This window comes from Streptomyces sp. 4N509B, from assembly GCF_052245655.1.
Lineage (GTDB): Bacteria > Actinomycetota > Actinomycetes > Streptomycetales > Streptomycetaceae > Streptomyces.
In genome coordinates, this window is sequence record NZ_JBQQBZ010000011.1 from 34,112 (window position 1) to 55,523 (window position 21,412).

At 75.0% G+C, this 21,412-nt stretch carries 17 protein-coding genes and 1 riboswitch; of the genes, 10 read left to right on the top strand and 7 right to left on the bottom strand.

What is annotated here, in order from left to right; all coding sequences use genetic code 11:
• Positions 1-241: 241 nt before the first annotated feature.
• The gene (locus ACTWP5_RS13245) at positions 242-1,285 is read left to right on the top strand and encodes a GAF domain-containing protein (RefSeq protein WP_443221093.1); all 1,044 of its coding nucleotides are present in this window, start codon (positions 242-244) and stop codon (positions 1,283-1,285) included.
• 282 nt (positions 1,286-1,567) lie between these two features.
• Here the strand turns inward: ACTWP5_RS13245 and ACTWP5_RS13250 are convergent, their stop codons facing one another.
• From ACTWP5_RS13250 to pdxR, 4 genes are all read right to left on the bottom strand, one after another.
• A complete protein-coding gene (locus tag ACTWP5_RS13250) occupies positions 1,568-2,470 on the bottom strand; it encodes a GH25 family lysozyme (RefSeq protein ID WP_443221094.1) in 903 nt (300 codons plus the stop codon).
• Positions 2,471-2,791: 321 nt separating this feature from the next.
• Positions 2,792-3,712, bottom strand: coding sequence for a sulfite exporter TauE/SafE family protein (locus tag ACTWP5_RS13255; RefSeq protein ID WP_443221095.1), 921 nt, complete (start codon positions 3,710-3,712; stop codon positions 2,792-2,794).
• Positions 3,713-4,063: 351 nt separating this feature from the next.
• Positions 4,064-5,110, bottom strand: a complete 1,047-nt coding sequence (locus ACTWP5_RS13260) for a lysylphosphatidylglycerol synthase transmembrane domain-containing protein (RefSeq protein WP_443221096.1) — start codon at positions 5,108-5,110, stop codon at positions 4,064-4,066.
• Between the two features lie 399 nt (positions 5,111-5,509).
• Positions 5,510-7,042, bottom strand: a complete 1,533-nt coding sequence (pdxR, locus tag ACTWP5_RS13265; RefSeq protein ID WP_443221097.1) for a MocR-like pyridoxine biosynthesis transcription factor PdxR — start codon at positions 7,040-7,042, stop codon at positions 5,510-5,512.
• A 46-nt stretch (positions 7,043-7,088) separates the two neighbouring features.
• Here pdxR and ACTWP5_RS13270 point away from each other — a divergent pair, with 46 nt between their 5' ends.
• Positions 7,089-7,544 carry a carboxymuconolactone decarboxylase family protein gene (locus ACTWP5_RS13270; protein ID WP_443221098.1) on the top strand — a complete coding sequence of 152 codons (456 nt, stop codon included), beginning with the start codon at positions 7,089-7,091 and terminating at the stop codon, positions 7,542-7,544.
• A gap of 34 nt (positions 7,545-7,578) precedes the next feature.
• On the opposite strand, the gene ACTWP5_RS13275 is transcribed toward ACTWP5_RS13270, so the two are convergent.
• Complete coding sequence (locus ACTWP5_RS13275) at positions 7,579-8,415, bottom strand: ATP-binding protein (RefSeq protein ID WP_443221099.1); 837 nt, start codon at positions 8,413-8,415, stop codon at positions 7,579-7,581.
• A gap of 216 nt (positions 8,416-8,631) precedes the next feature.
• On the opposite strand from ACTWP5_RS13275, the gene ACTWP5_RS13280 reads away from it, so the two are divergent.
• Together ACTWP5_RS13280 and ACTWP5_RS13285 are read left to right on the top strand one after the other, a co-directional pair.
• On the top strand, positions 8,632-8,877 hold the full coding sequence (locus ACTWP5_RS13280) for a DUF397 domain-containing protein (RefSeq protein ID WP_443221100.1): 246 nt from the start codon (positions 8,632-8,634) through the stop codon (positions 8,875-8,877).
• Positions 8,878-8,980: 103 nt separating this feature from the next.
• Positions 8,981-9,901, top strand: coding sequence for a helix-turn-helix domain-containing protein (locus ACTWP5_RS13285; RefSeq protein ID WP_443221101.1), 921 nt, complete (start codon positions 8,981-8,983; stop codon positions 9,899-9,901).
• 96 nt (positions 9,902-9,997) lie between these two features.
• On the opposite strand, the gene ACTWP5_RS13290 is transcribed toward ACTWP5_RS13285, so the two are convergent.
• Complete coding sequence (locus ACTWP5_RS13290; protein WP_443221102.1) at positions 9,998-10,816, bottom strand: SAM-dependent methyltransferase; 819 nt, start codon at positions 10,814-10,816, stop codon at positions 9,998-10,000.
• A 181-nt stretch (positions 10,817-10,997) separates the two neighbouring features.
• Here ACTWP5_RS13290 and ACTWP5_RS13295 point away from each other — a divergent pair, with 181 nt between their 5' ends.
• Positions 10,998-13,457 carry a tetratricopeptide repeat protein gene (locus ACTWP5_RS13295; RefSeq protein WP_443221103.1) on the top strand — a complete coding sequence of 820 codons (2,460 nt, stop codon included), beginning with the start codon at positions 10,998-11,000 and terminating at the stop codon, positions 13,455-13,457.
• Here ACTWP5_RS13295 and ACTWP5_RS13300 read toward each other — a convergent pair.
• Positions 13,414-15,246, bottom strand: coding sequence for a hypothetical protein (locus tag ACTWP5_RS13300; protein WP_443221104.1), 1,833 nt, complete (start codon positions 15,244-15,246; stop codon positions 13,414-13,416). The two genes, ACTWP5_RS13295 and ACTWP5_RS13300, sit on opposite strands and share 44 nt — an antisense overlap.
• 51 nt (positions 15,247-15,297) lie before the next feature.
• On the opposite strand from ACTWP5_RS13300, the gene ACTWP5_RS13305 reads away from it, so the two are divergent.
• The 5 genes from ACTWP5_RS13305 (at position 15,298) to ACTWP5_RS13325 (ending at position 21,240) form a co-directional block, all read left to right on the top strand.
• Positions 15,298-16,113: a class I SAM-dependent methyltransferase gene (locus ACTWP5_RS13305; protein WP_443221105.1), complete on the top strand. Its 816-nt coding sequence runs from the start codon at positions 15,298-15,300 to the stop codon at positions 16,111-16,113.
• Positions 16,114-16,224: 111 nt separating this feature from the next.
• Entirely contained in the window at positions 16,225-17,184 is a 960-nt protein-coding gene (locus ACTWP5_RS13310; protein WP_443221106.1) for a carbohydrate kinase family protein, read from the top strand.
• Positions 17,185-17,191: 7 nt separating this feature from the next.
• Positions 17,192-17,299: riboswitch (ZMP/ZTP riboswitch) on the top strand.
• Complete coding sequence (locus tag ACTWP5_RS13315; protein ID WP_443221107.1) at positions 17,274-18,761, top strand: glycine hydroxymethyltransferase; 1,488 nt, start codon at positions 17,274-17,276, stop codon at positions 18,759-18,761. It overlaps the preceding riboswitch by 26 nt.
• Before the next feature lie 92 nt (positions 18,762-18,853).
• Positions 18,854-20,017: a CaiB/BaiF CoA transferase family protein gene (locus tag ACTWP5_RS13320; protein WP_443221108.1), complete on the top strand. Its 1,164-nt coding sequence runs from the start codon at positions 18,854-18,856 to the stop codon at positions 20,015-20,017.
• Entirely contained in the window at positions 20,014-21,240 is a 1,227-nt protein-coding gene (locus ACTWP5_RS13325) for an acetyl-CoA C-acetyltransferase (RefSeq protein WP_443221109.1), read from the top strand. The genes ACTWP5_RS13320 and ACTWP5_RS13325 overlap by 4 nt, the downstream gene beginning before the upstream one ends.
• Positions 21,241-21,412: the final 172 nt, after the last annotated feature.

A 21,412-nucleotide genomic window follows, 5' to 3' on the forward strand; every position in this document is an offset into this window, starting at 1 on the left:
GATTGTCGTACAACTGAGCGTATTCGCTTGGTGTCGTTTCGAGGAATGACGGAAAGTGATCGGCCGGTGGTTGAGAAGGGTTAAAAATGGACAAGATGTCAGGTTGAGCGCTTGTAGGGGCACATCGGAGTCGTCCTTGAGCGAACCTGACCGCTGAGAGCCCGGGAAGGTGACGGAGTCGACCGGAAGTTCTCCCCGAGGGGCGGCGCACACCGTTTCCGTTCTGGTTACATGTCTCGTCATGGACCCCCTGACACCCGATCAAGCCCAGCACGAGGGCGACCAGCGCAGGCGGCGCCTGCAGATTCTCGGCCTGAACGCCCCCGACCCGGACGTGAAGTTCGACCGCGTCGCGCGCCTCGCCAGTGCTCTGGCGCAGACCCCGCTGGCCATGGTCAACTTCGTCAGCGACGAACGTCAGATGTTTCGTGGCATGTTTCTCCCTCCCAAGTCCGCCGAAGACGCCGGCGATGGGCAGGATCGCGCCATCTCCTTCGATCTGAAAGACGTCCCCGAGGTCGCCCGTGAGGCACCCATGGACTACGGGTTCTGCCCCCACGTCGTCGCCCAGGGCTCGCAGCTCGCCCTCGACGACGTCTTCGACTACCCCCGCTTCAAGGGCAACGCCGTCGTCAACGAGATGGGGCTGCGCTCCTACCTCGGCACCCCGCTCGTCGACCACACCGGCATGATCCTCGGCACCATCTGCGTCGGCGACATGCGGCCGCGCAAGTGGAGCCAGCAGGACCTGGAGAGCATGCAGAGCCTGGCACAGACCCTGGTGTCGGAGTTCCAGCTGCGGGACAGCCTGCTGGCGCAGCAGCAGGAGATGTTCGCCGTCTTCGACGGCGCGCCCTTCCCGATCATGCTCACCCAGGGGCCCGACCACCTGATGCGCTACGCCAACGCCAAGCAGGGCTCGGCGTTCGGCCGGGTGCGGCAGCTCAGCCCGGGGCGGCAGGTGCTGCCGGGCCTGGACTCGGTCGGGGTCTTCTCCACGATGGACCGCGCCTTCCACACCGGCGAGACCGCCACGCTCCCCGAGGCGCGGATCGCCTCCTACGACGCCTCCTCCCCGCAGGTCTTCAGCTTCACCTGCACCCCGGTGCGGCTGTCCCCCAAGGCGCCCGTCAGCGGCGTGCTGACCGTGGCGGCGAACATCACCACGCAGTCGGCCACGCAGGAGGACCCCATGCAGATGGCCGCGGAGTTCACCTCGCAGGTCGAACGCCTGGGTTCGAGCGCCTCGCTCTGGCAGCCGGGTCAGTCGTACGACAGTCTGTGACGCCCGGCCGGCTGTCCGGGACGTCCGTCATGGCCGCGGTGCCCGCGATCCTCGCGGTGCCCGCGGCCCTCGTGCTGCCGTCGGTCCGCGTGGTGTCGTCGGTCCGCGCGGTGCCGTCGGCGTCGGGATGACGGCCCTGCGCGGGCCGGTCGTGGTGGCGTGCCCTCGGGGCGCCGACGGCGGATGGAGCCAGCCCGGGGGCTGGCTCCATCGCGGGGTGTCGCGTCGTCCGGTGCGACGGGGGTGTGGCGCGCGGGTTGGGGCACCCGCGGCCCGTGGCCGCTACGGGGTGTTGTTGGCCAGGGCCAGCAGGCGGTCGCGCGAGCCGTTGAACTTGTTCCGGTCCACGTTGCCCGAGACGCCGCTGACGGAGCCCGTCGAGGTGTACTGCCAGGCCGTCCAGACGGAGAAGCCGCTCGGCAGCGTGGGGCTGTTGGCCGTGGTCCAGTGCGCCACCCACAGGGGGCTGAGGCTCGCCATGCCCGACCAGCCGCCGGTGCAGGAGTTCCACCAGCTGGGGCTGGTGTAGATGATCACGTCGCGGCTGGTCCGCGCCTTGTAGGTGGTGTAGAAGTCCGTGATCCAGGACCGCATCTGGGTGGTCGACAGCCCGTAGCAGGACGATCCGTACGGATTGGACTCGATGTCGAGGACGCCGGGCAGGGTGAGGTTGTCCGCCGACCAGGCACCGCCGTTGGAGGCGAAGAAGTTGGCCTGCGTGGCGCCGCTGGAGCGGTCGGGCAGCGCGAAGTGGTAGGCGCCGCGGATGACGCCGGCGGCGTGGGCCGCCGGGTAGTTGGCGTCGAACCGCGGGTCGGTGTACGTCGTGCCCTCGGTCGCCTTCATCCAGGCGAACTGGATGCCGGCGCCGCGCACCGAGCTCCAGTTGATCGAGCCCTGCCAGTTCGAGACGTCGATTCCCTGCACGCCCGTCGTCGGCTGGCGCGGGGCGGGCTGGCGGTCCGGCGCGCCGCCGTCGGCGAGGTCGAGGCTGATGCCCATGTACGCCTCGCCCGGCTCGATCTCCGAGGGGTCGGGCACGGCGGGTGCCGTGTCGGCGGAGGCGACGCTGGTGCTCAGCGTGGCCAACACGAGTGCGAGGGCCGCGCCGAGGGCGCCGGCGACGACGCCCGCTCTCCTTCGGCGGGACCGGGTCCGGGGCAGGGGTGGTCGGTGGAGCCGCATGACAACCTCCAGGCGTTCGCTGGTGGGGGACGAGGTGGTCGGTGCCGGTTCGTTGGATGGTGCACATGACGTGCGCGCGTCATTAGTGAGGCACACGAAGGTCCCGCCGTAAAGACGCTTCGGTCATGCCCGGTGGTCTAGACCGGAGAAGGCGGCGGCGACCAGCGCCGACGGTGTCGAGCCGCCAGGAAGTTTCACGCGTGGCACGGCGCCGGCCCCCGTGCCGGGACCGGCGCCGTCCGTTCGCCTCGCTCACCGGGGCCGGGCGCGAGGCCCGAGACACCCCGAGCACCCCGAGACACCCCGCGACGCCCGGGGGTGTCACTGGCCGACCGGGGCCTCCTGCGGCTCCAGCCGCGCCAGGGGCGGCAGGCCGTTGACCTTGCGCACCCACATCCAGGCCAGCGGGCCGAGGACCGTGGCGAGGAGCACGGTGATCCCGGTGACGGCCACCGAGACCCCGAGCATCTGGAGCCCGGAGGCCAGCAGCACCACGAGCAGCGCGCGCCGCACCAGGCCGCCGGAGACCTGGGAGGAGAAGCGCGCCCCGATGTAGACGCCGGGGATCGAGCCGATGAGCAGCGTGGCCGTCATGCCGAACTCGAAGTCCCCGAAGATGATGTGGGCCAGGGCGGCGGAGAAGACCAGCGGCACCGCCTGCACCAGGTCCGTCCCGACGAGGGAGCCGGCCTTCAGCGTGGGGTAGAGCAGCAGCAGCGCGATGATCATCAGCGATCCCGAGCCGACGGACGTGATGCCGACGACCACGCCGCCGACGACGCCGACGATCACGGTCGGGACGGGCCTGATCCGGATCGACAGGGCGTCGTCGTCCAGCGGCCGGCCGCCCTGGACCCGCTCCCGCATCTGGAGGTACGCCTTGGCGATCATGGACCCGGCGGCGAGCAGCAGCGCGATGCCGAGCGCGGTCTTGATGACGTGCTCCACGGTCTCGCCCGAACCCAGCCAGCGCGCGAGCAGCACCCCGCTGAACGCGGCGGGCACCGAGCCGAGCATGAGCCAGTAGACCAGCCGCTTGTTGACCGTGCCGCGCCGGAGGTGCACGCCCGCCCCCACCGGCTTCATCACCGCCGAGGCGACCAGGTCGTTGGAGACGGCGGCCATGGGCGGGACGTTGAAGAAGAGGACGAGGATGGGGGTCATCAGCGCGCCGCCACCCATGCCGGTCATGCCGACGACGGTGCCCACGCCCAGGCCGGTGAGTGCCATCCACCAGTTCACGGCGTCTCCTTCAGGTTTTTCCTATCGAGATGTGGGATTTCCGAGGACACCGCGTTTAATGCTCCTGTGACAACATGGGTACCGGCCAGATTCTCCTGTGGGATTCTGGCGCACGATGCCACAGTCGCCCCGATAGGTCCACTCGACGCGAACCCGCTGGTACGTGTCCTGGATCACGCGGCGGGCGCGCCGCCCGACATGACACCTGCCCGGCGGCGAACTCCCTCGTGCCTGGCGGCAGTTCACTGCCAGTAAAACCTCTTTAATGTCTCGGTAATCTTTCGGCGCGATCGGCGCGATCGGCGCGATCGGCGCGATCGGCGTCTTCCGCGCCACGGCCGAGCGGGGCCCTCAGATGATCCGGCGGCGCACCAGAACCGCCAGGGTGAGCGCCCCGGGCAGCAGCGGCAGCCACACCGTGATCACCCGGTACGCCAGCACCGTGGCCGTCGCCGTCTCGACCGTCGCGCCCGTGGCGACGAGCGCGACGACCAGCGAGGCGTCCACCGAGCCGATGCCGCCCGGCGAGGGGACCGCGGCGGCCACCACCGTGGCCGCCAGGTAGGCCAGCACCACGTGGGCGACCGGCACCCCGAGCCCCAACGAGAGCGCGACCGCGACCAGCCCCGCCGCCTGCAGCACGGGGAAGGCGAACGAGCCGCACCACAGCGCCGCGACCCGGGAGGGCAGCGCGTGCACCGCCCGCGCGTCGCGCAGCGCGGTCGCGAGGAACGCGCCGACGGCCCTGCGCGCGGGACGGACGGCGTAGACCGCCCCGGCCACGGCCGCGAGGGCGGCGAGGGCGAGGATCGTCACCAGCGGCAGGCCGACCCGCTCCGGCAGCACCTCCTCCAGCCGCAGCGCTCCGGGGAAGGCCGCCAACAGCACGAGCAGCAGGCCGACCCGCGCCACGCCCTCGGCCAGGAAGTACAGGGCGAGGGCGGCGGAGTACCGGGCGGGCGGCAGGCCGCAGCGGGACATGAACCGCACGGTGACCGCGCTGCCGCCGATCCCGGCGGGCAGCAGGTGGTTGGCGGCCCCCGCGGCGAACTGAGAGACCAACAGCCGCCCCGGTGGCAGCCGTTCCACCACCGTGCCCTGCCGGGCGAAGGACACCGCGACGAAGCCGAGGGCGGTCGAGGCGACGGCGGCGGCCAGCCACCGGGCGTCGGCCGTCAGGGCCTGCCCCACGCCGTCCTCGACGACCGACCGGTGGCCCACGACCCAGGCGGCGACCGCCGCGATGGGCAGCAGCCACAGCACCCGCCGCAGCCCTGGCCACAGCCGGCGCCACAGCCGGCGCCACGCGCGGCGGCGCGCGGCGGGGCGCCGGGGTGGGGGCGGCGCGGCCGGTGGCACCGGCGGCGGGGTGCGCGGCGGCGACTCCCGTAGCGACATCGGCCCGTCCCGTCCTCTCGCGTCGTCCGCTCGTCGCGTCGAACGCTCGGCCTGTCCTGGCACGGCTCCCGAGGGATGGCTCGGGAACGCCTGGCGCCTGTCCGGTGGAGCGTGCCGGGCCCGTGTCGCCTGGCACCGCGCCTCTCCGGGCCTCCGCCCGGGGACCCGACGTTGGCGGGCCCGCCCCGGGCTCGCCGCCGCGCGGCGCCGAGGCGCCGACCGCTTCGCGGTCCGAGGGCGGCCCTTAGCCGTGGGTACTGCTGGTCTCCGCCAGGGGACCGGGAGAGAGCGGCACCAGGCGACGCGGCCCGGTCCGGCACGCTCCACCGGACAGGCTCCGGCGCCGTCCCAGCATGGGGCGCGCGTGCGACGACCCGGCGTCGGCGGGACGACGCCCCGTCAACCCGCCGGTGGCGGGAACACGTCGCGCACCGCGTCCCCCAGCGCCGCGACCGCCCCCGCGAAGGAGTGCTCCGGGGGCGTGCCGAACCCGACGACCAGCCCTTCGCGCCACGGCCCCGCGCCGTCCGCGTGCCGCAGCCCCCGCAGCCCCTGGAGCGCGAGCCCCCGCCGCGCCGCCGCCGCGACGACCGGCTCCTCCGCGCCGTCCGGCAGCTCCACCAGCAGGTGCAGCCCCGCCGCGATGCCCGTGACCCGCAGCCCGGGCACGTGCCCGGCCAGCTCGCCGAGCGCCGCCCGCAGCAGGTCCCTGCGCCGCCGGTAGCGCTGCCGCGTCCGCCGCAGGTGCTGGTCGTAGCCGCCGGAGCGGACGAACTCCGCGAGCGTCAGCTGGTCGAGGACGCCGCAGCGCAGCTCCCGTTCGCCCTTGAGGTCCAGGACGGGGCCGACCAGCCGCTCCGGCAGCACCAGCCAGCCCAGCCGCACCGCGGGCGTGAGGCTCTTGCTGACCGAGCCGAGGAAGACCACGTGCTCGGGGTCGAGCCCCTGCACGGCCCCGAGCGGCTGCCGGTCGTACCGGAACTCGCCGTCGTAGTCGTCCTCCAGCAGCAGCCCGTGGGTGGTACGGGCCCAGTCGACCACGGCGGTCCTGCGCGCGGCGGGCAGCCATCCGCCGGTCGGGAACTGGTGGGCGGGGGTGAGCAGCGCGGTGCGCGCGCCGGACCGCGGCAGCTCCCCGACGCGGGCGCCGTGCTCGTCGACGGGCAGCGTCACCGTGGCGAGACCGGCGGCGGTCAGGATGCGGCGGTGCGGCGCCAGCCCGTAGGACTCCACGGCGACGGGGCCGGGAACGAGTTCGGCCAGCATGCCCAGGGCGTGCGAGAAGCCCGCGGCGATCACGATCCGCCCGGGGTCGGTGCGCACCCCGCGGGCGCGGGCCAGGTAGGCGGCCAGGGCCACGCGCAGCTCGTGCCGGCCCTGCGGGTCACCCGGGTTGAACGCCTCACTGGGCGCCTCGGTCACGGCGCGGCGGGCGGCGCGCAGCCAGGCGGCGCGCGGGAAGCCGGCGGGGTCGGGGTGTCCCGAGACCAGGCTGTAGCGCGGCTGCGGCGCGTCCCAGGCCCAGCGGGAACGGGCACGCGGCGTGGTGCGGGCGCCTGGTGCCGACGCGGGGGACGGGATGGACAGGCTGGAAGGGATGGACGGGGTGGACGGGATCGCGCCGTCGGGCTCCGAGCCGCCGTCGTGCCGTGGCGCCACCCGGGTGCCCGAGCCCTGGTGGGCCAGGAGCCATCCCTCGGCGGTCAGTTCCGCGTACGCGTCGGCCACGGTGTTCCGCGCCATGCCCAGGTCGGCGGCGAGCGAGCGGGAGGACGGCAGGCGGGTGCCGGGGGCGAGGCGTCCGTCGCGGATCGCCTCCCGCAGCGCCCGTGTCAGGCCCGCCCGCTTCCCGCCCGAGCCCGCGACGTCGACGCGGAGGTCGAGATGCAGGTCGAGGCCGGCCGAGGACGAAGTGGCCCAGTCATCTTCCATGGAATTGGACCATAGCCTGGGCCACTGGCGGTCGTACGGTCGTGGCATGAGCGCAACCCGACGTATCGACATGCAGCACCACGCCCCCGAGGTCCACCAGGCGATGGTGCGCGTGCACCGGCTGGCCAAGAAGGGTGTCGAGCCGGTCGTGGCCGAGCTGGTGCTGATCCGGGCCTCCCAGATCAACCGCTGCGCCTTCTGCCTGGACATGCACGTCAGGGCGGCCCAGGAGGCGGGGGAGTCGCCCGAGCGCCTCCACCTCCTCGCCGCCTGGGACGAGGTCGAGGGGGTCTACGACGAGCGGGAGCAGGCGGCGCTGGCCCTGACCGAGGCCGCGACCCTGCTCACCGACGGCTTCGTGCCCGACGAGGTGTTCGCGCGGGCCGAGAAGCACTTCTCCTCCGAGGAACTGGCCCACCTGGTCGCGTTGATCGCCACCATCAACGCCTGGAACCGCATCAACGTCGCCGCCCGCACGCCTCCGGGGCCCTCCGCCCCCTGACCCCTCGGGGCCGGGAGACCGTGCGGACATCCCCTCACAGGAGGTGTCCCCGCTCCTGGTCGTCGTCCTGCGAGGTCCCGGCGGAGGTGCCGAGGGCCTTCAGCCAGGAGGGGCCGCTGAGCAGTTCCAGCAGCAGGAGCAGCCGGGTCAGCGGCTCCCACTCCGCGTCCGCCGGGCCCAGGAGCGTCTCCCCCGCGCCGCGGGGCGCCTCCTGGGCCCCCGTCGCCGTGCCCGACCGCGTCGGGTCCGCGTCATCCCGCGCCGTCTGGAGCACCGCCCAGACGGCCTTGCCGTGCCGGTCCGGTGTGGTCCATCCCCAGCTCTCGGCCAGGGAGGCGAGCACCTGAAGACCACGTCCCGACTCCCGGAGGTGGTCCGGCTCCCGTGGCTGGGGGACGTCGCAGCCGGGGTCGAAGACCGCGCAGAGTACGGAGCCGCCGCAGTGCACCAGGCTTAACAGGAACGGCTGGTCGGGCGAGGCGGGGGGCAGCGGCCTGTGCCGCGCGGTGGGGGGCAGCCCGTAGCGCAGCGCGTTCGTGACCAGCTCGGAGACGACCACGGCGGCGTCGTCCACCAGCCTCTCCAGGCCCCAGCCCGTCAGCGTCCGGCGCGTCAGACGCCGCGCGGTGTGGGGCGACTCGGCCGCGCACGCCAACGGGAACGTCGCGAAGCCGGCCGACCGCGCGCCCTCCCCCGCGCCCGTGCCGGGCCGACCGTCGCCGTACGGCCGCACCGCCGCCGGTTGTCCCGCCATGGCGGCGAACGGCAGCCAGCCGGCGGGGGGCAGCGGTGCCATGGCCCCGGCTCTCGTGGTGCCCACCGCACCGTCGATCGCGTCCTCGCCGATCCATCGCGCCGTGTGAGTTGTCATGTAGACCTCCGCACCGTCCTGGGTCCCTGGACCTGACGTGTCGACGGCTCCTCCCGCCGGCCCATCCTGGTGGACCGGGCGCAGCCCTGCAAGTACATCTGAAAGAACGAATGCAAGAACAGATGCAAGAACGCCGGATCCGGGGCACTATTCGATCAGGCGCCGTCCCGGCCGATCCCGGGCGGCGTATCCGGCGTACAGAACGTAGGAGAAGACATGCCGCAGTTCGTCAACGGACTCCCGGCCAGCAGCCTTCGGGGCGCGGTCTGGCGCAAGAGCGGACGAAGCAACCCCAACGGGAACTGCGTCGAGCTCGCCCGGCTCCCCGGCGGCGAGGTCGCGGTGCGCAACTCGCGGGACCCCGACGGCCCCGCGCTCGTGTACACGCACGCCGAGATGGTGGCCTTCATCGAGGGCACGCGCGACGGCGACTTCGACGACCTCCTCGCCCCTGGGGTCTGACTAGAATCCCGGTGGTCCGCTGGGGAACGCTCGCAGGGGTCGCCTGTACCTCGCGCCCCAACGGTGAAAGACTGGGCGCATATTCACGCGGCAAGGGATACACATGGCGTCAGCTCAGCCACTTCGCGCATCATCCGTCACCGATCTCCTGTCCCACCCCCGGGGCGGGCCGACGGTGCTGCGGATCGTGCTCGGCACGCACCTGCGCCGGCTCCGTGAGCGCAGCGGCATCAGCCGCGAGGCCGCCGGGGACGCGATCCGGGGCTCGCACGCCAAGATCAGCCGTCTCGAACTCGGCCGGGTGGGCGCCAAGGAGCGGGACATCGCCGACCTCCTCACGCTCTACGGCGTGACCGACGAGGAGCAGCGCGCGCAGTTCCTCGCCCTCGCCCGACAGGCCACCACGCCCGGCTGGTGGCAGAAGTACAGCGACGTGCTGCCCAGCTGGTTCGAGACGCTGATCGGCCTGGAGGAGGCCGCCGCGATCATCCGCACCTACGAGGTGCAGTTCATCCCCGGCCTGCTCCAGACCCCCGACTACGCCCGCGCCTGCATCCGGCTGGGCAACCCCCGCTCCTCCGACCGCCAGGTCAACCGCCGCGTCGAGCTGCGGATGGAGCGCCAGAAGCTGCTGATGCGCCCGGACGCGCCCCGGCTGTGGGCCGTCGTGGACGAGGCGGCGCTGCGGCGGCCGCTCGGCGGCGAGGCCGCGATGCGGGAGCAGATCAGGCACCTGCGGGAGCTGGCCGAGCGCCCCAACATCACGCTCCAGATCGCCCCCTTCCGCCTCGGTGGACTCGCCGCGGCGGGTGGCCCGATCACGATCCTGCGGTTCTCGGAGCCCGACCTCCCCGACATCGTCTACCTGGAGCAGCTCAACAGCGCGCTCTACCTCGACAAGCGCGAGGACGTCGAGGACTACATGGCGGTGATGGACAGCCTGTGCGCCACGGCCGAGCCGCACGGCAAGACGCCGGAGTTCCTCGACGGGCTGCGGCTGCTGGACGGCCTCCGGCGGGCCTGAGAAGGGTCTGCCCGAGGAGGGCCTGCCCGAGAGGGAGCTCGGGGAGGGCGGGTCACCGCCGGAAACCGCGACGCCCCCCGCGCCCGGCCGCCGGTGTCACGGCTTGCGCCCCACGCCGCCGAACTCGATCCACTCGTTGGTCAGCTGCCGGGGCCCCAGCTGCGAGTCGGGACGCCAGGTGCTGACCTCCACCAGCCCCGGCGGCAGGATCTCCAGCCCCAACTCCTCGACCCAGCGGCGCACCTCGTGCCGCTGCCGCACCCGGCCCCAGCTGCCGCGGGTGACGGAGGACAGGAAGCCGCTGGTCCAGTCGCACAGCTCCCTGTCCTCACTGACCAGCTGGTTCACCGCGACGAAGCTGCCCGACGGCAGCCGGTCCACCACCCGCCGCAGCAGCCCGCCGGGGTCGTCCGCGTCCGGGACGCAGTGCAGCACCGAGACGAAGAGCGCGGCCACCGGCTCCGAGAGGTCGATCAGCCGCACCACGTCCGGGTGGTCGAAGACGCCGTCCGTGTCGCGGATGTCGGCGTGGACGACGACGGTGTTCTCGTTGTCCTCCAGCATGGCCCGGTGGGCCAGCACCATCGGGTCGCGGTCGATGTAGACCACACGCGCGTCGGGGTCCAGGCGCTGCGCGATCTGGTGCACGTTGTCCTGGGCCGGCAGGCCCGAGCCGTGGTCGAGGAACTGCCGGACGCCGTAGTCCTCGACCAGGATCCGCACCAGGCGCGCCAGGTACCTGCGGTTGTTCACCGCCAGCGGTCGGGTGCTCGGCGCCAACGACTCGATGTGGTCGAACGCCTCGCGGTCCACGGCGTAGTTGTCCTTGCCGCCGAGCGCGTAGTCGTAGATGCGCGCGACGCTGGCGACCATGGTGTCGATCTCCCGCGTCAGTTCCTCGCCCGTTCCTGCCATGGCCCAGGTCACCTCCTCCGGCACCATCCATCCCCCGCTCGGGGCATCCTCCCACGTCCGGTCCCTGACGGGACGTGAGGTGACCGCGCACCGGAGGTGCCGGGGCCGCGGAAGGCGGGTACGGTGACGCTGGCCGTCTCGCGGCGCACGCGGGCGGACACGCACGGGCACGGAGGGGGACATGGAGCTGTTCGGCGCGGCCCTCGTCGGGACGCTGGCGCACGCGATGGTGACCGGGGCGGGGGAGGAGGCCGGCCGCCGGGGCCTGGGGCCCGTCGCCGCGCTGCTCGGCCGCCTCCGGCTGCGGCGCGGCGCGGGGCAGGACCCCGTGACACCGCGGGGCACCGACGAGGACGGGGCCGCGGGCGGGACAGGGGACGGGGACCGGGACGAGGACGAGGCCGTCGCGTCGGGCCGACGCGCCGGGGACCAGGGCGCTCCCGACCGGATGCGGGAGCTGGCGGAGGAGATCGTCCGCGCCGCGCGCGAGGACCGCGCCACCTCCCACCTCGTGACCGAGGTCCTGCTGCGCTACGGCGAGCTGCCACCCGCCCGCGTCCCCGCGCCCCACCGCCGGCTCGTCGACCGCCGCGAGCAGCTGGCCACGGCCCGCCGGCTGGTGGCCGCCGCCGCCCGGGAACGGCCGGTGCGCCTGCTGCTGCTCGGCCAGCGCCCCGGCGCCGGCACGAGCGAGCTCGCCCGACACCTCCCGGCCGAACTGGGCGACCTGCTGCCCGACGACCACCTCCGCGTCGACCTCGCCGGAGGCGTCCCCGGACGGGAGAAGACGCCGGAGGAGGCCGCGACGGAGCTCCTTCACGACCTGAGCGTCCCGCTGGAGAGGATTCCGGCCCAGCTGCCGGGCAAGCTGCGCGAACTCCGCCGCCGGCTCGACCGCCGCCAGACGCTGCTGATCCTCGACAACGCGCGCTCCGCCGAGCAGGTCGCGCCCCTGCTGGTCGGCGGCGCCGGCTCGTTGACCGTCATCACCGCCAGCCACCGCATGCCCGCGCTCGTCCACGACCACGGCGCGCGCGTGGTGCACGTCGGGCCCCTCATGCCGCCCGACGACGAGGCGCTGCTCGCCGAGGTCGCCGGCCGCGAACGCGTCCGCTCGGGCGGGGCCGCCGCCCGCGAGGCGCTCCGGCTCTGCCACGGCCACGCCCGCACCATCTGTGAGGTCGCCGCGCAGGCCCAGTTCGACGTGGAGCCCGACTGGCGGGCCATCGCCCGGGAGTTGCGCGGCGACGGCGGACCGCGCCCCGACGCCGACCCCACCGCCGCGACCGTCGCGCGCGGCTACGCGGGGCTGACCGCCGAGGCCGCGCGGCTGCACCGGCTCCTCGGGCGGCTGCCCGCGCTCTGGCTCGCCGACCCCTCGGTCGCCGCGCTCGCCGGCCGCGACCCCGCGCGCACGCGCTCCCTCCTCGACGAGCTGAGCCGCCGCCACCTCCTCGTGCGGGAGGCGGACCGCTACCGGCTCACCGCGCCCGCCCACCGCCACGCGGCCACCCAGCCCGAGCCGGCGGCAGACGTCGCCCGCGCCGTGGGCGACTGGGCGGCCTGGTGCCTCACGACCGCCGCCACCGCGCAGACCACGGTGATGCCGGGCCGCTGGTACCTCGGCGAGCTCGCCGCCCGGCTGGCGGCCGAACGGGCCACGCGCCCACCGACCTCCGACGAGGCCGCGGCGGCGCTGCGCGTGCTGCGCCGCGAGCGCGCGGTCCTCGTCGCGGCCGTCGGCGTCGCGGCCTCGCACGGCCTGCCGGAGACGGCGTGGCAGCTGTGCGAGTCGATGTGGGCGCTCCACCTGCGCCTCGGCTACCACGAGGACTGCCTGACGACCCACGCCCTCGGCGTCGAGGCCGCCCGCGCCCTCGGCGACCGCCGCGCCGAGGCGCGGATGCTGGTGCAACGCGGCTTCTCGCAGCGCGCACGCGGCCAGGACGAGGCCGCCGACGCCGCGTTCGGGCGCGCCTTCGCCGCCGAGCCCGAGGACCATCCGCGCGGCAGGGCCACGGCGCTGGAGTCGCGCGGCCTGCTGCGGCTGGAACGCGGCGACGCCGAGGCGGCCGAGGGATACCTGCGGGCGGCGCTGCCCTTCGCGGAACAGGCCGGCGACCCGCGGGCCCTCGCGCTGCTGGCGCTCCACGTCGGCCGCGCCCTGACGGGCCGGCGGCGCTTCCCCGACGCCCTCGACCAGCTCGACGCCGCGCTGCGCGCGATGCGCGCCCTGCCCGTCCCCGACCTCTACAACGTCGGCCGCGTCCTCACCTGCCTCGGCGAGGCGCGGCTGGCGGCGGGCGACGCCGCCGGGGCGGCCGGGCCGCTCGACGAGGCGCTGGAGATCATGACGGCCGAGGGCGCGGTGCTCCAGGAGGCCCACGTGGCCGAGCTGCGCGCCCGCTGCGAACCGGAGCCGGCGCGGCGGCGCGCCCTGGTCGAGCGGGCGTGGCAGCTGCGCGTCGCCCTCGGCGAGGCGCGGACGCCGGAGGACCTCGCGGCCGACCTGGCGGGCGACCCCACGGTCGATCCCCCCGATCCCGACCCCGATGCCGATCCCGATGCCGATCCCGCCCCGGGTCCCGCCTCCGGCGTCACAGGGGAGGAGCCAGGGGGCCCGGCAGGGGAGCCGGGCTGACGGTCACCCGGTGGCGGACGGTCCCGGTCCGCACGGTCATCCCCCCGCCCAGGTCCGCCACGGACCCGCCGTTGCTCAGCCAGGCGTAGAGAGCGGAGGCGTAGACGGCCGGATCCGCGAGGTCGGCGCGGCCGCGCGCGTCCCGCGCGGCGGCCAGCACCAGCAGCCGCCCGTCCCCGGTGCGCACCGTGCACCGCCCGGGGCCGCCGACGAAGACGGTGAGGGCGGCGTACGGGTACCGCGCGGCGGCCTCGGCGGTCCAGGCGCCGGCAGGGCCGAGGCGCGGGTCGTCCTCAGCGCCGTGGCGCACGACGACGCTGGCCAACGACAGCCGGCTGGGGTCGGGGCAGTCCTCGGCCACCACGGTGTGGGTGTCGTGCGCCGCGTACCCGGACGCGGGCGCCGGGCCCGCGAAGCGCGCCACCTCGATCTCCGGCGGCGCGCCGTGGGCGGCTCCCCGCAGCCGGGTCAGGGCGGTCAACGGCGCGGTGCGGACGGGCGGTCGGTAGGCCGGCAGCGGCAGCGGGCCCAGCAGCGCGGGAGAGGTGGCGGGCTCGGGGAGGCCGATCAGCTCGTAGCACAGGCTGCGCAGCCGCGCCGCCGACTCGCCCGGCGCGGAGGTGAGGAGGGCGGTGACCGGGGCGTGGCGCTCCGGGTCGTGGCCCTCGATCGCGGCCGTGAGCTGGGGCGGCAGCGGCGCGTCGGGCCGCAGCGCCGGGGCCGTCCTGCCCAGCGCGGCGACGGGTGAGTCCGGGTCGAGCTGGTGCTCGGGGAAGGCGCCGAGCAGCACGGGCGTGCCGAGGGCCGCCGCGTAGAACGTGACGGAGCCGTGGTCGCCGACGACGCAGTCGGCCGCGAGCAGCGCCTGGCGCCAGTCGTCCAGCGGGTCGACCAGGACGAGCCCTGCCCGCACCGCCTCCCGGCACCAGGCGCGGACCTGGCCGGGGCCGTGGCCGTACCAGAGGTTGGGGTGGAGCACGGCGGCGGTCTGGTACTCGTCCGCCGGCAGCTCGGCCGCGAGCCGGGCCAGCAGCGTGGGCAGCAGGTCGCTGCCGAACAGGGAGCCGGGGTTCCAGGTGGAGCTCAGCACCACCAGCCGCTGCCCGTCGGCGACGCCGAGCGCGCGGCGGAAACGGTCACGGTCGGGGCGGGCCGCCAGCAGGCGGTCGAAGCAGGGGTCGCCCGCGAGCCGCGCCGTGGCCGCCGCCGGCGGGCAGGCGGCGCGCAGCCGCGCCAGCTGCTCCGGGTGGGACAGGACGGTGACGTCGGCGACCGGCCGGCCCTCGTGGAGAAGCCACTCGGGGGCGATCCCGAAGACGGGCGCACCGCCGTCTCCGGTGTCCGGTGTCCGGTGTCCGGTGTCCGGTGTCCGGTGTCCGGTGTCCGGTGTCCGGTGTCCGGTGTCCGGTGTGGCGAGTCTCTTATTGTATCCAGCGCCGTGCGACAGGACGATCAACGGGCCGTCCAGCGCGTGGAGTTGACCGCCGTAGCTGGCCGCGACCGCCAGGTCGACCCGCGTGCGCGACGCCTGCTCCCACGGCAGCACCGGCAGCCCGATCCGCTCCCACAGCGCCGCCATCCCCGCCCGGAACGGCGACGAGCCGGGACAGGTCACCAGCAGCTGGAGCCGCGCGTCGCCGTCGAGGAGCGGCAGCACGTCCAACAGCCGCGTCGCGGCCGTGACGTTGTGCACCACCAGCAGCACCCGACGGCACCCGCCCCGGGTGGCCCAGCGCTCAGCGCCCGGCCCCACCGGCACCCGTATCTCCTCCGCCCGCTCCTGGCACATCGCACCAACATAGCGTTGCCGCGACCCCGCGCCACCAGCCACGATCCGGGCATGACACCGACGGAGCCGACGCTGAGCCCGGGCATCCGCGCCTCCTACGAGCAGGGCCGCGAGGACGGTCGCCTCGCGACCGACCCCGGGCGCCCGGCCGCCGAGCGGCTGGAGTTCTGGCGCACCCAGGACGTGCTGCGCCGCGCGCTGCCGCCCGCGCCCGCCCGCGTTCTCGACGTCGGCGGCGGCAGCGGCGTCCACGCCGCGTGGCTGGTGGCCGACGGGTACGACGTCGCACTCCTCGACCCGGTGCCGCTCCACGTCGACCAGGCCTGCGGGCGGGGCCTCTCCGCCCGCCTCGGCGACGCCCGACGCCTCGCCGAGGCCGACGACTCCTTCGACGCCGTGCTGCTGCTCGGCCCGCTCTACCACCTGCCCGACCGCGCCGAACGCGTCCGGGCCCTGGCCGAGGCCCGCCGCGTCGCGCGCCCCGGCGGTTTGGTCGCCGCCGCCGCGATCAGCCGCTGGGCCGTGTTCCACGACGCTCTGCTCCAGGGCTTCGCCGACGACCCGTCGGCGCGGGAGGAGGCCCTTCGGATCGTGCGCACGGGTGTCCAGGGCGCTGACGCCACGCTCTTCACGGAGGCGTACTTCCACGACCCGGCCGAGCTTCCCGGCGAGTTCGCCCAGGCCGGCCTCGCCGACGCGGTGGTCCACGGACTGGAGGGTGCCGCCTGGCTCGTGGGCGGCATGGTCGAACGGCTCGACGACCCGGAACGGCGCGAGGTGGTGCTCCGCCTGCTGCGTGCCGTCGAGCGCGAGCCCGCGCTGCTCGGCGCGAGCGGGCACCTCCTCACCACGGCGACGGTGCCCTGACGGTCGCGCCCCGTCCCGCCTCCTTGCCCATCCGCCGCCCGGCGGCGCACGATGACGCTCTCGCGTCGCCCCGACCCGAGGACCCGCGAGCCAGGACCAGGAGGAGCCACCGTGACCGACGACCGGGTGACGGCCGGTGGGCCGGCCGGCGGCCGGGTGACCGTCGTCGGCGAGGCCCTGGTCGACCTGCTGTGGCGGCGGGGCGAGCGCGAGGTGCGCGCCGTGCCGGGCGGGAGCCCGTCGAACGTGGCCGTCGGCCTCCATCGCCTGGGCCGCCCCGCCACCCTCGTCACGGCCTGGGGCGACGACGCCCCAGGCGAACTGGTCGCCGCCCACCTCGCCGGGACCGGCCTGCCGGTCCACCGCGCCCCCACCGGCCCGCCGGGCCGCACCATCGTCGCCATCGCCTCCCTCGACCACGACGGCGCCGCCAGCTACGACTTCCTCGCCGCCTGGGACCCCCGCGAGCTGACCGTGCCCGAGGACACGGCCGTCCTCCACACCGGCTCCCTCGCCGCCGTCGTCGAGCCGGGCGCCTCCCGGGTCGCCGAGCTCTGCCGCGAGCAGCGGCGCCGGGGCCGCACGGTCGCCGCCGACCTCAACGTCCGCCCGGCCGTCCAGCCCGACCGCGCCGCCTACCGCGTCGCGGTGCGCCGCCTGGCCGAGGTCACGGACGTGGTGAAGGCCAGCGACGAGGACCTCCGCTGGCTCCATCCCGACCTCGCGCCCCTCGACGCCGCCCGCGCCCTGCTGACCCTGGGGCCGCGGCTGGCCGTCGTCACCCTCGCCGCCGAGGGCGCCCTCGCCGTCACCGCCGACGGCCACGTCGCGCGGGTGCCGGCGCCGCCCGTCGCCGTGGTGGACACCGTCGGCGCGGGCGACTCCTTCCAGGCGGCGCTGCTGGACGCCGTCGCCGCCCACGGCGGGCCGCCCACCGACCGCGCCTTGCTCGGCGCCGTGCTGGCCCGCTGCGTGGCCGCCGCCGCGCTCACCTGCACCCGCACCGGGGCCGACCCGCCGACCCGCGCGGAGCTCGCCGCATTCACCCGGCACGCCGGCGGGCGTCACTGATACCCTCGCACCGGGCCGTGACTGGCGCGTACGGATGGGGTCAACCATCAGGAAGCGGCCCTCGCAGCAGCGAATCCGAGGCAGCGATCGTGAGCCGTGCGCCTGGGCCGTCGCGACGTTCCGTCCAGGAGGCCCAGATGACGCATCCGAACACCGAGTCCACCGCGTTCCGCTCCGCGCTGGAGGTCGTCCGCGGCGTCGAACCCCGCGTCGCCGACGCCATCGGCGCCGAGCTGCGCGACCAGCGCGAGTCGCTGAAGCTGATCGCCAGCGAGAACTACGCCTCGCCCGCCGTCCTCCTCGCCATGGGGAACTGGCTGAGCGACAAGTACGCCGAGGGCACCGTCGGCCACCGCTTCTACGCCGGCTGCCGCAACGTCGACACGGTCGAGGCGCTGGCCGCCGAGCACGCCCGCGAGCTGTTCGGCGCCCGCCACGCCTACGTCCAGCCGCACTCCGGCATCGACGCCAACCTCGTCGCCTTCTGGTCGATCCTGGCCGCCCGCGTCGAGGCCCCCGCCCTTCAGCGGGCCGGCGCCCGCCAGGTCAACGACCTGACCGAGGCGGACTGGGAGGAGCTGCGCCGGGCCTTCGGCAACCAGCGGCTGCTCGGCATGTCACTCGACGCGGGCGGTCACCTCACGCACGGCTTCCGCCCGAACATCTCCGGCAAGATGTTCGAGCAGCGCAGCTACGGCACGGACCCGGAGACCGGCCTCCTCGACTACGACGCGGTGCGGGCCACGGCGCGCGAGTTCCGCCCGCTGGTCATCATCGCCGGGTACTCCGCCTACCCCCGCCTGATCAACTTCCGCCTCATGCGGGAGATCGCCGACGAGGTCGACGCCACCCTCATGGTGGACATGGCGCACTTCGCGGGCCTCGTCGCCGGCAAGGTCCTCACCGGCGACTTCGACCCGGTGCCGCACGCCCAGATCGTCACCACCACCACCCACAAGTCGCTGCGCGGCCCGCGCGGCGGCATGGTGCTGTGCGACGACTCGCTGGCCGACCAGGTCGACCGCGGCTGCCCCATGGTGCTCGGCGGCCCGCTGCCGCACGTCATGGCAGCCAAGGCCGTCGCCCTGGCCGAGGCCAGGCAGCCCGCCTTCCGCGACTACGCGCAGCGCGTCGTGGACAACGCCCGCGCCCTCGCCGAGGGCCTGACGCGCCGCGGCGCCCGCCTGGTCACCGGCGGCACCGACAACCACCTGGTGCTGCTGGACGTCTCCGGGTACGGCCTCACCGGCCGCCAGGCCGAGGCCGCGCTGCTGGACGCCGGCATCGTCACCAACCGCAACGCCGTCCCCCGCGACCCGAACGGCGCCTGGTACACCAGCGGCGTGCGGCTCGGCACCCCGGCCCTCACCACGCGGGGCCTTGGCACCGCCGAGATGGACGAGGTCGCCGCCCTCATCGACGGCGTGCTGACGCGGACCGCCCCCGGCACCACCAAGAGCGGCAAGCCCTCCAAGGCGAGCTACGTGGTCGCCGAGGGCGTCGCGAAGCAGACCGCCGACCGTGCCGCCGAGCTGCTGGCCGGCCACCCCCTCTACCCGGGCCTCGACCTGGCCTGAACCCGCGCCCACCAGCCGTCCGCCGCCGCCCCCGAGAATTGCGGGGAGCGCGCAGGCGTTCCTATCATCGGCGGCGGACGCCTGGGGGCCGGATGACAGCAGCGACGACGCGGCAGCACGAGAAGGGCGCGGGCCCGCTCACGGGCCTGCGCGTGGTGGAGCTCGGCGGCATCGGGCCGGGACCGTTCGCCACGATGCTCCTGGCCGACCTCGGCGCCGACGTGGTCCGCGTGGACCGCCCCGGCAGCCCGTGGACGGGCGTCGACCCGGCCGACGACCTCACCCACCGCAACAAGCGCTCGATCCGCGCCGACATGAAGACCGACGCCGGCCGCGCGCTGGTGCTCGACCTCGCGGAGCGCGCCGACGCCCTGGTGGAGGGCTTCCGCCCCGGCGTCGCCGAGCGCCTCGGCGTCGGCCCCGCCGCGTGCCACGCGCGTAACCCCCGCCTCGTCTACGGACGCATGACCGGCTGGGGACAGGACGGACCCCTCGCCGACCGCGCCGGCCACGACATCGACTACCTCGCGCTCACCGGCGTGCTCGGCCTCACGGGACCGGCCGCCGGGCCGCCCGCCGCGCCCGCCAACCTCCTCGGCGACTACGCCGGCGGCGCCCTCTACCTCGTCGTCGGTGTCCTGGCCGCCCTCCACCACGCCCGCGCCACCGGCGAGGGCCAGGTCGTGGACGCGGCCATCGTCGACGGCGCCGCCCACCTGTCCACCATGATCCACGGCCTGCTCGCCGCCGGGATGTGGCGCGACCGCCGCGAGGCCAACATCCTCGACGGCGGCGCCCCGTTCTACGGCGTGTACGCCACCTCCGACGGCGGGCACATGGCCGTCGGCGCGCTGGAGCCGCAGTTCTACGCCGAGTTCGTCCGCCTCCTCGGCATCGCCGAGCAGGCCCCGGACCGCGACGACCCCGCGCACTGGCCCGAGCTGCGCGAGCTCGTCGCCGAACGCTTCGCCAGCCGCAGCCGCGAGGAGTGGACGCGGGTCTTCGCCGACTCCGACGCGTGCGTCGCCCCCGTGCTCTCGCTTCGAGAGGCCCCCGAGCACCCCCACCTGGCGGCCCGCACCACCTTCACCCGCCACGGCGGCGCCCTCCAGCCGGCCCCGGCGCCCCGTTTCTCGGTCACCCCGGGCACCATCCGGCGTGGCCCCGCACCCCCAGGCGCACACGCCGACGAGATCGCACACGACTGGGATCTGCCGCCCGCCCACCGGCGGGCCTCACATCAGGAGCCAACATGACGAGCACCGACCGGCCAGAGGCGTACGTCTACGACGCGGTCCGCACCCCGCGCGGGCGCGGCAAGCCCGACGGCGCGCTGCACGGCACCAAGCCGATCGACCTCGTCGTCGGCCTGGTCCACGCGCTGCGGCGGCGCCTGCCCGGCCTCGACCCCGCCGCGATCGACGACGTCGTCCTCGGCGTCGTCAGCCCCCACGGCGACCAGGGGTCGGACATCGCCAAGATCGCCGCGATCGCCGCGGGCCTGCCCGACACGGTCGCCGGCGTCCAGGAGAACCGCTTCTGCGCCTCGGGTCTGGAGGCGGTCAACATCGCGGCGGCCAAGGTCCGCGCCGGCTTCGACGACCTGATCCTGGCGGGCGGGGTGGAGTCGATGTCCCGCGTCCCGATCGGCTCCGACGGCGGCGCCTGGGCCATGGACCCGATGACCAACCACGAGCTCGGCTTCGTCCCCCAGGGCATCGGCGCCGACCTCATCGCCACCATCGAGGGCTTCACCCGCCGCGACGTCGACGAGTACGCCGCGCTCTCCCAGGAGCGCGCCGCCGCCGCCTGGAAGGACGGCCGCTTCGACGGCTCCGTCGTGCCCGTCACCGGACCCGGCGGGCTGGTCGTCCTCGACCGCGACGAGCACCTGCGCCCCGGCACCACGGCCGACTCCCTCGCCCGCCTGAAGCCGTCCTTCGCCGTGCTCGGCGAGCAGGGCGGGTTCGACGCCGTCGCGTTGCAGAAGTACCACTGGATCGAGCGGATCGACCACGTCCACCACGCGGGGAACTCCTCCGGCATCGTCGACGGCGCGGCCCTCGTCGCCGTCGGCAGCCGTGAGATCGGCGAGCGGTACGGTCTCACCCCCCGCGCCCGGATCGTCTCGGCCGCCGTGACCGGGTCCGACCCGACGATCATGCTGACCGGCCCCGCCCCCGCCACCCGCAAGGCGCTGGCCCGCGCGGGCCTGACCATGGACGACATCGACCTCGTCGAGATCAACGAGGCGTTCGCCGCCGTCGTGCTCCGCTTCCTGCGGGACATGGACCTCGACCTCGACCGGGTCAACGTCAACGGCGGCGCCATCGCCCTGGGCCACCCGCTGGGCGCCACCGGCGCGATGATCCTGGGGACCCTCGTCGACGAGCTCGAACGACGCGATCTGCGCCGCGGCCTGGCCACGTTGTGCGTGGGCGGCGGCATGGGCATCGCCACCATCGTCGAACGCGTCTGACCCGGGCGGGCGCGGCGCGGGGAGCGCGGCGCGGGGAGCGCGGTGTCCGGGTGACACCGCCGACCTGGGCCGCGCCCCCGGCCGCAGGCCACGCCGCGTGCCGCGCAGCGTGCCGGCGACCGCCGCCGTGCCCGTCGCGGCGCGCGGCACCGCGCCCGCGCCGCCGCGCGCC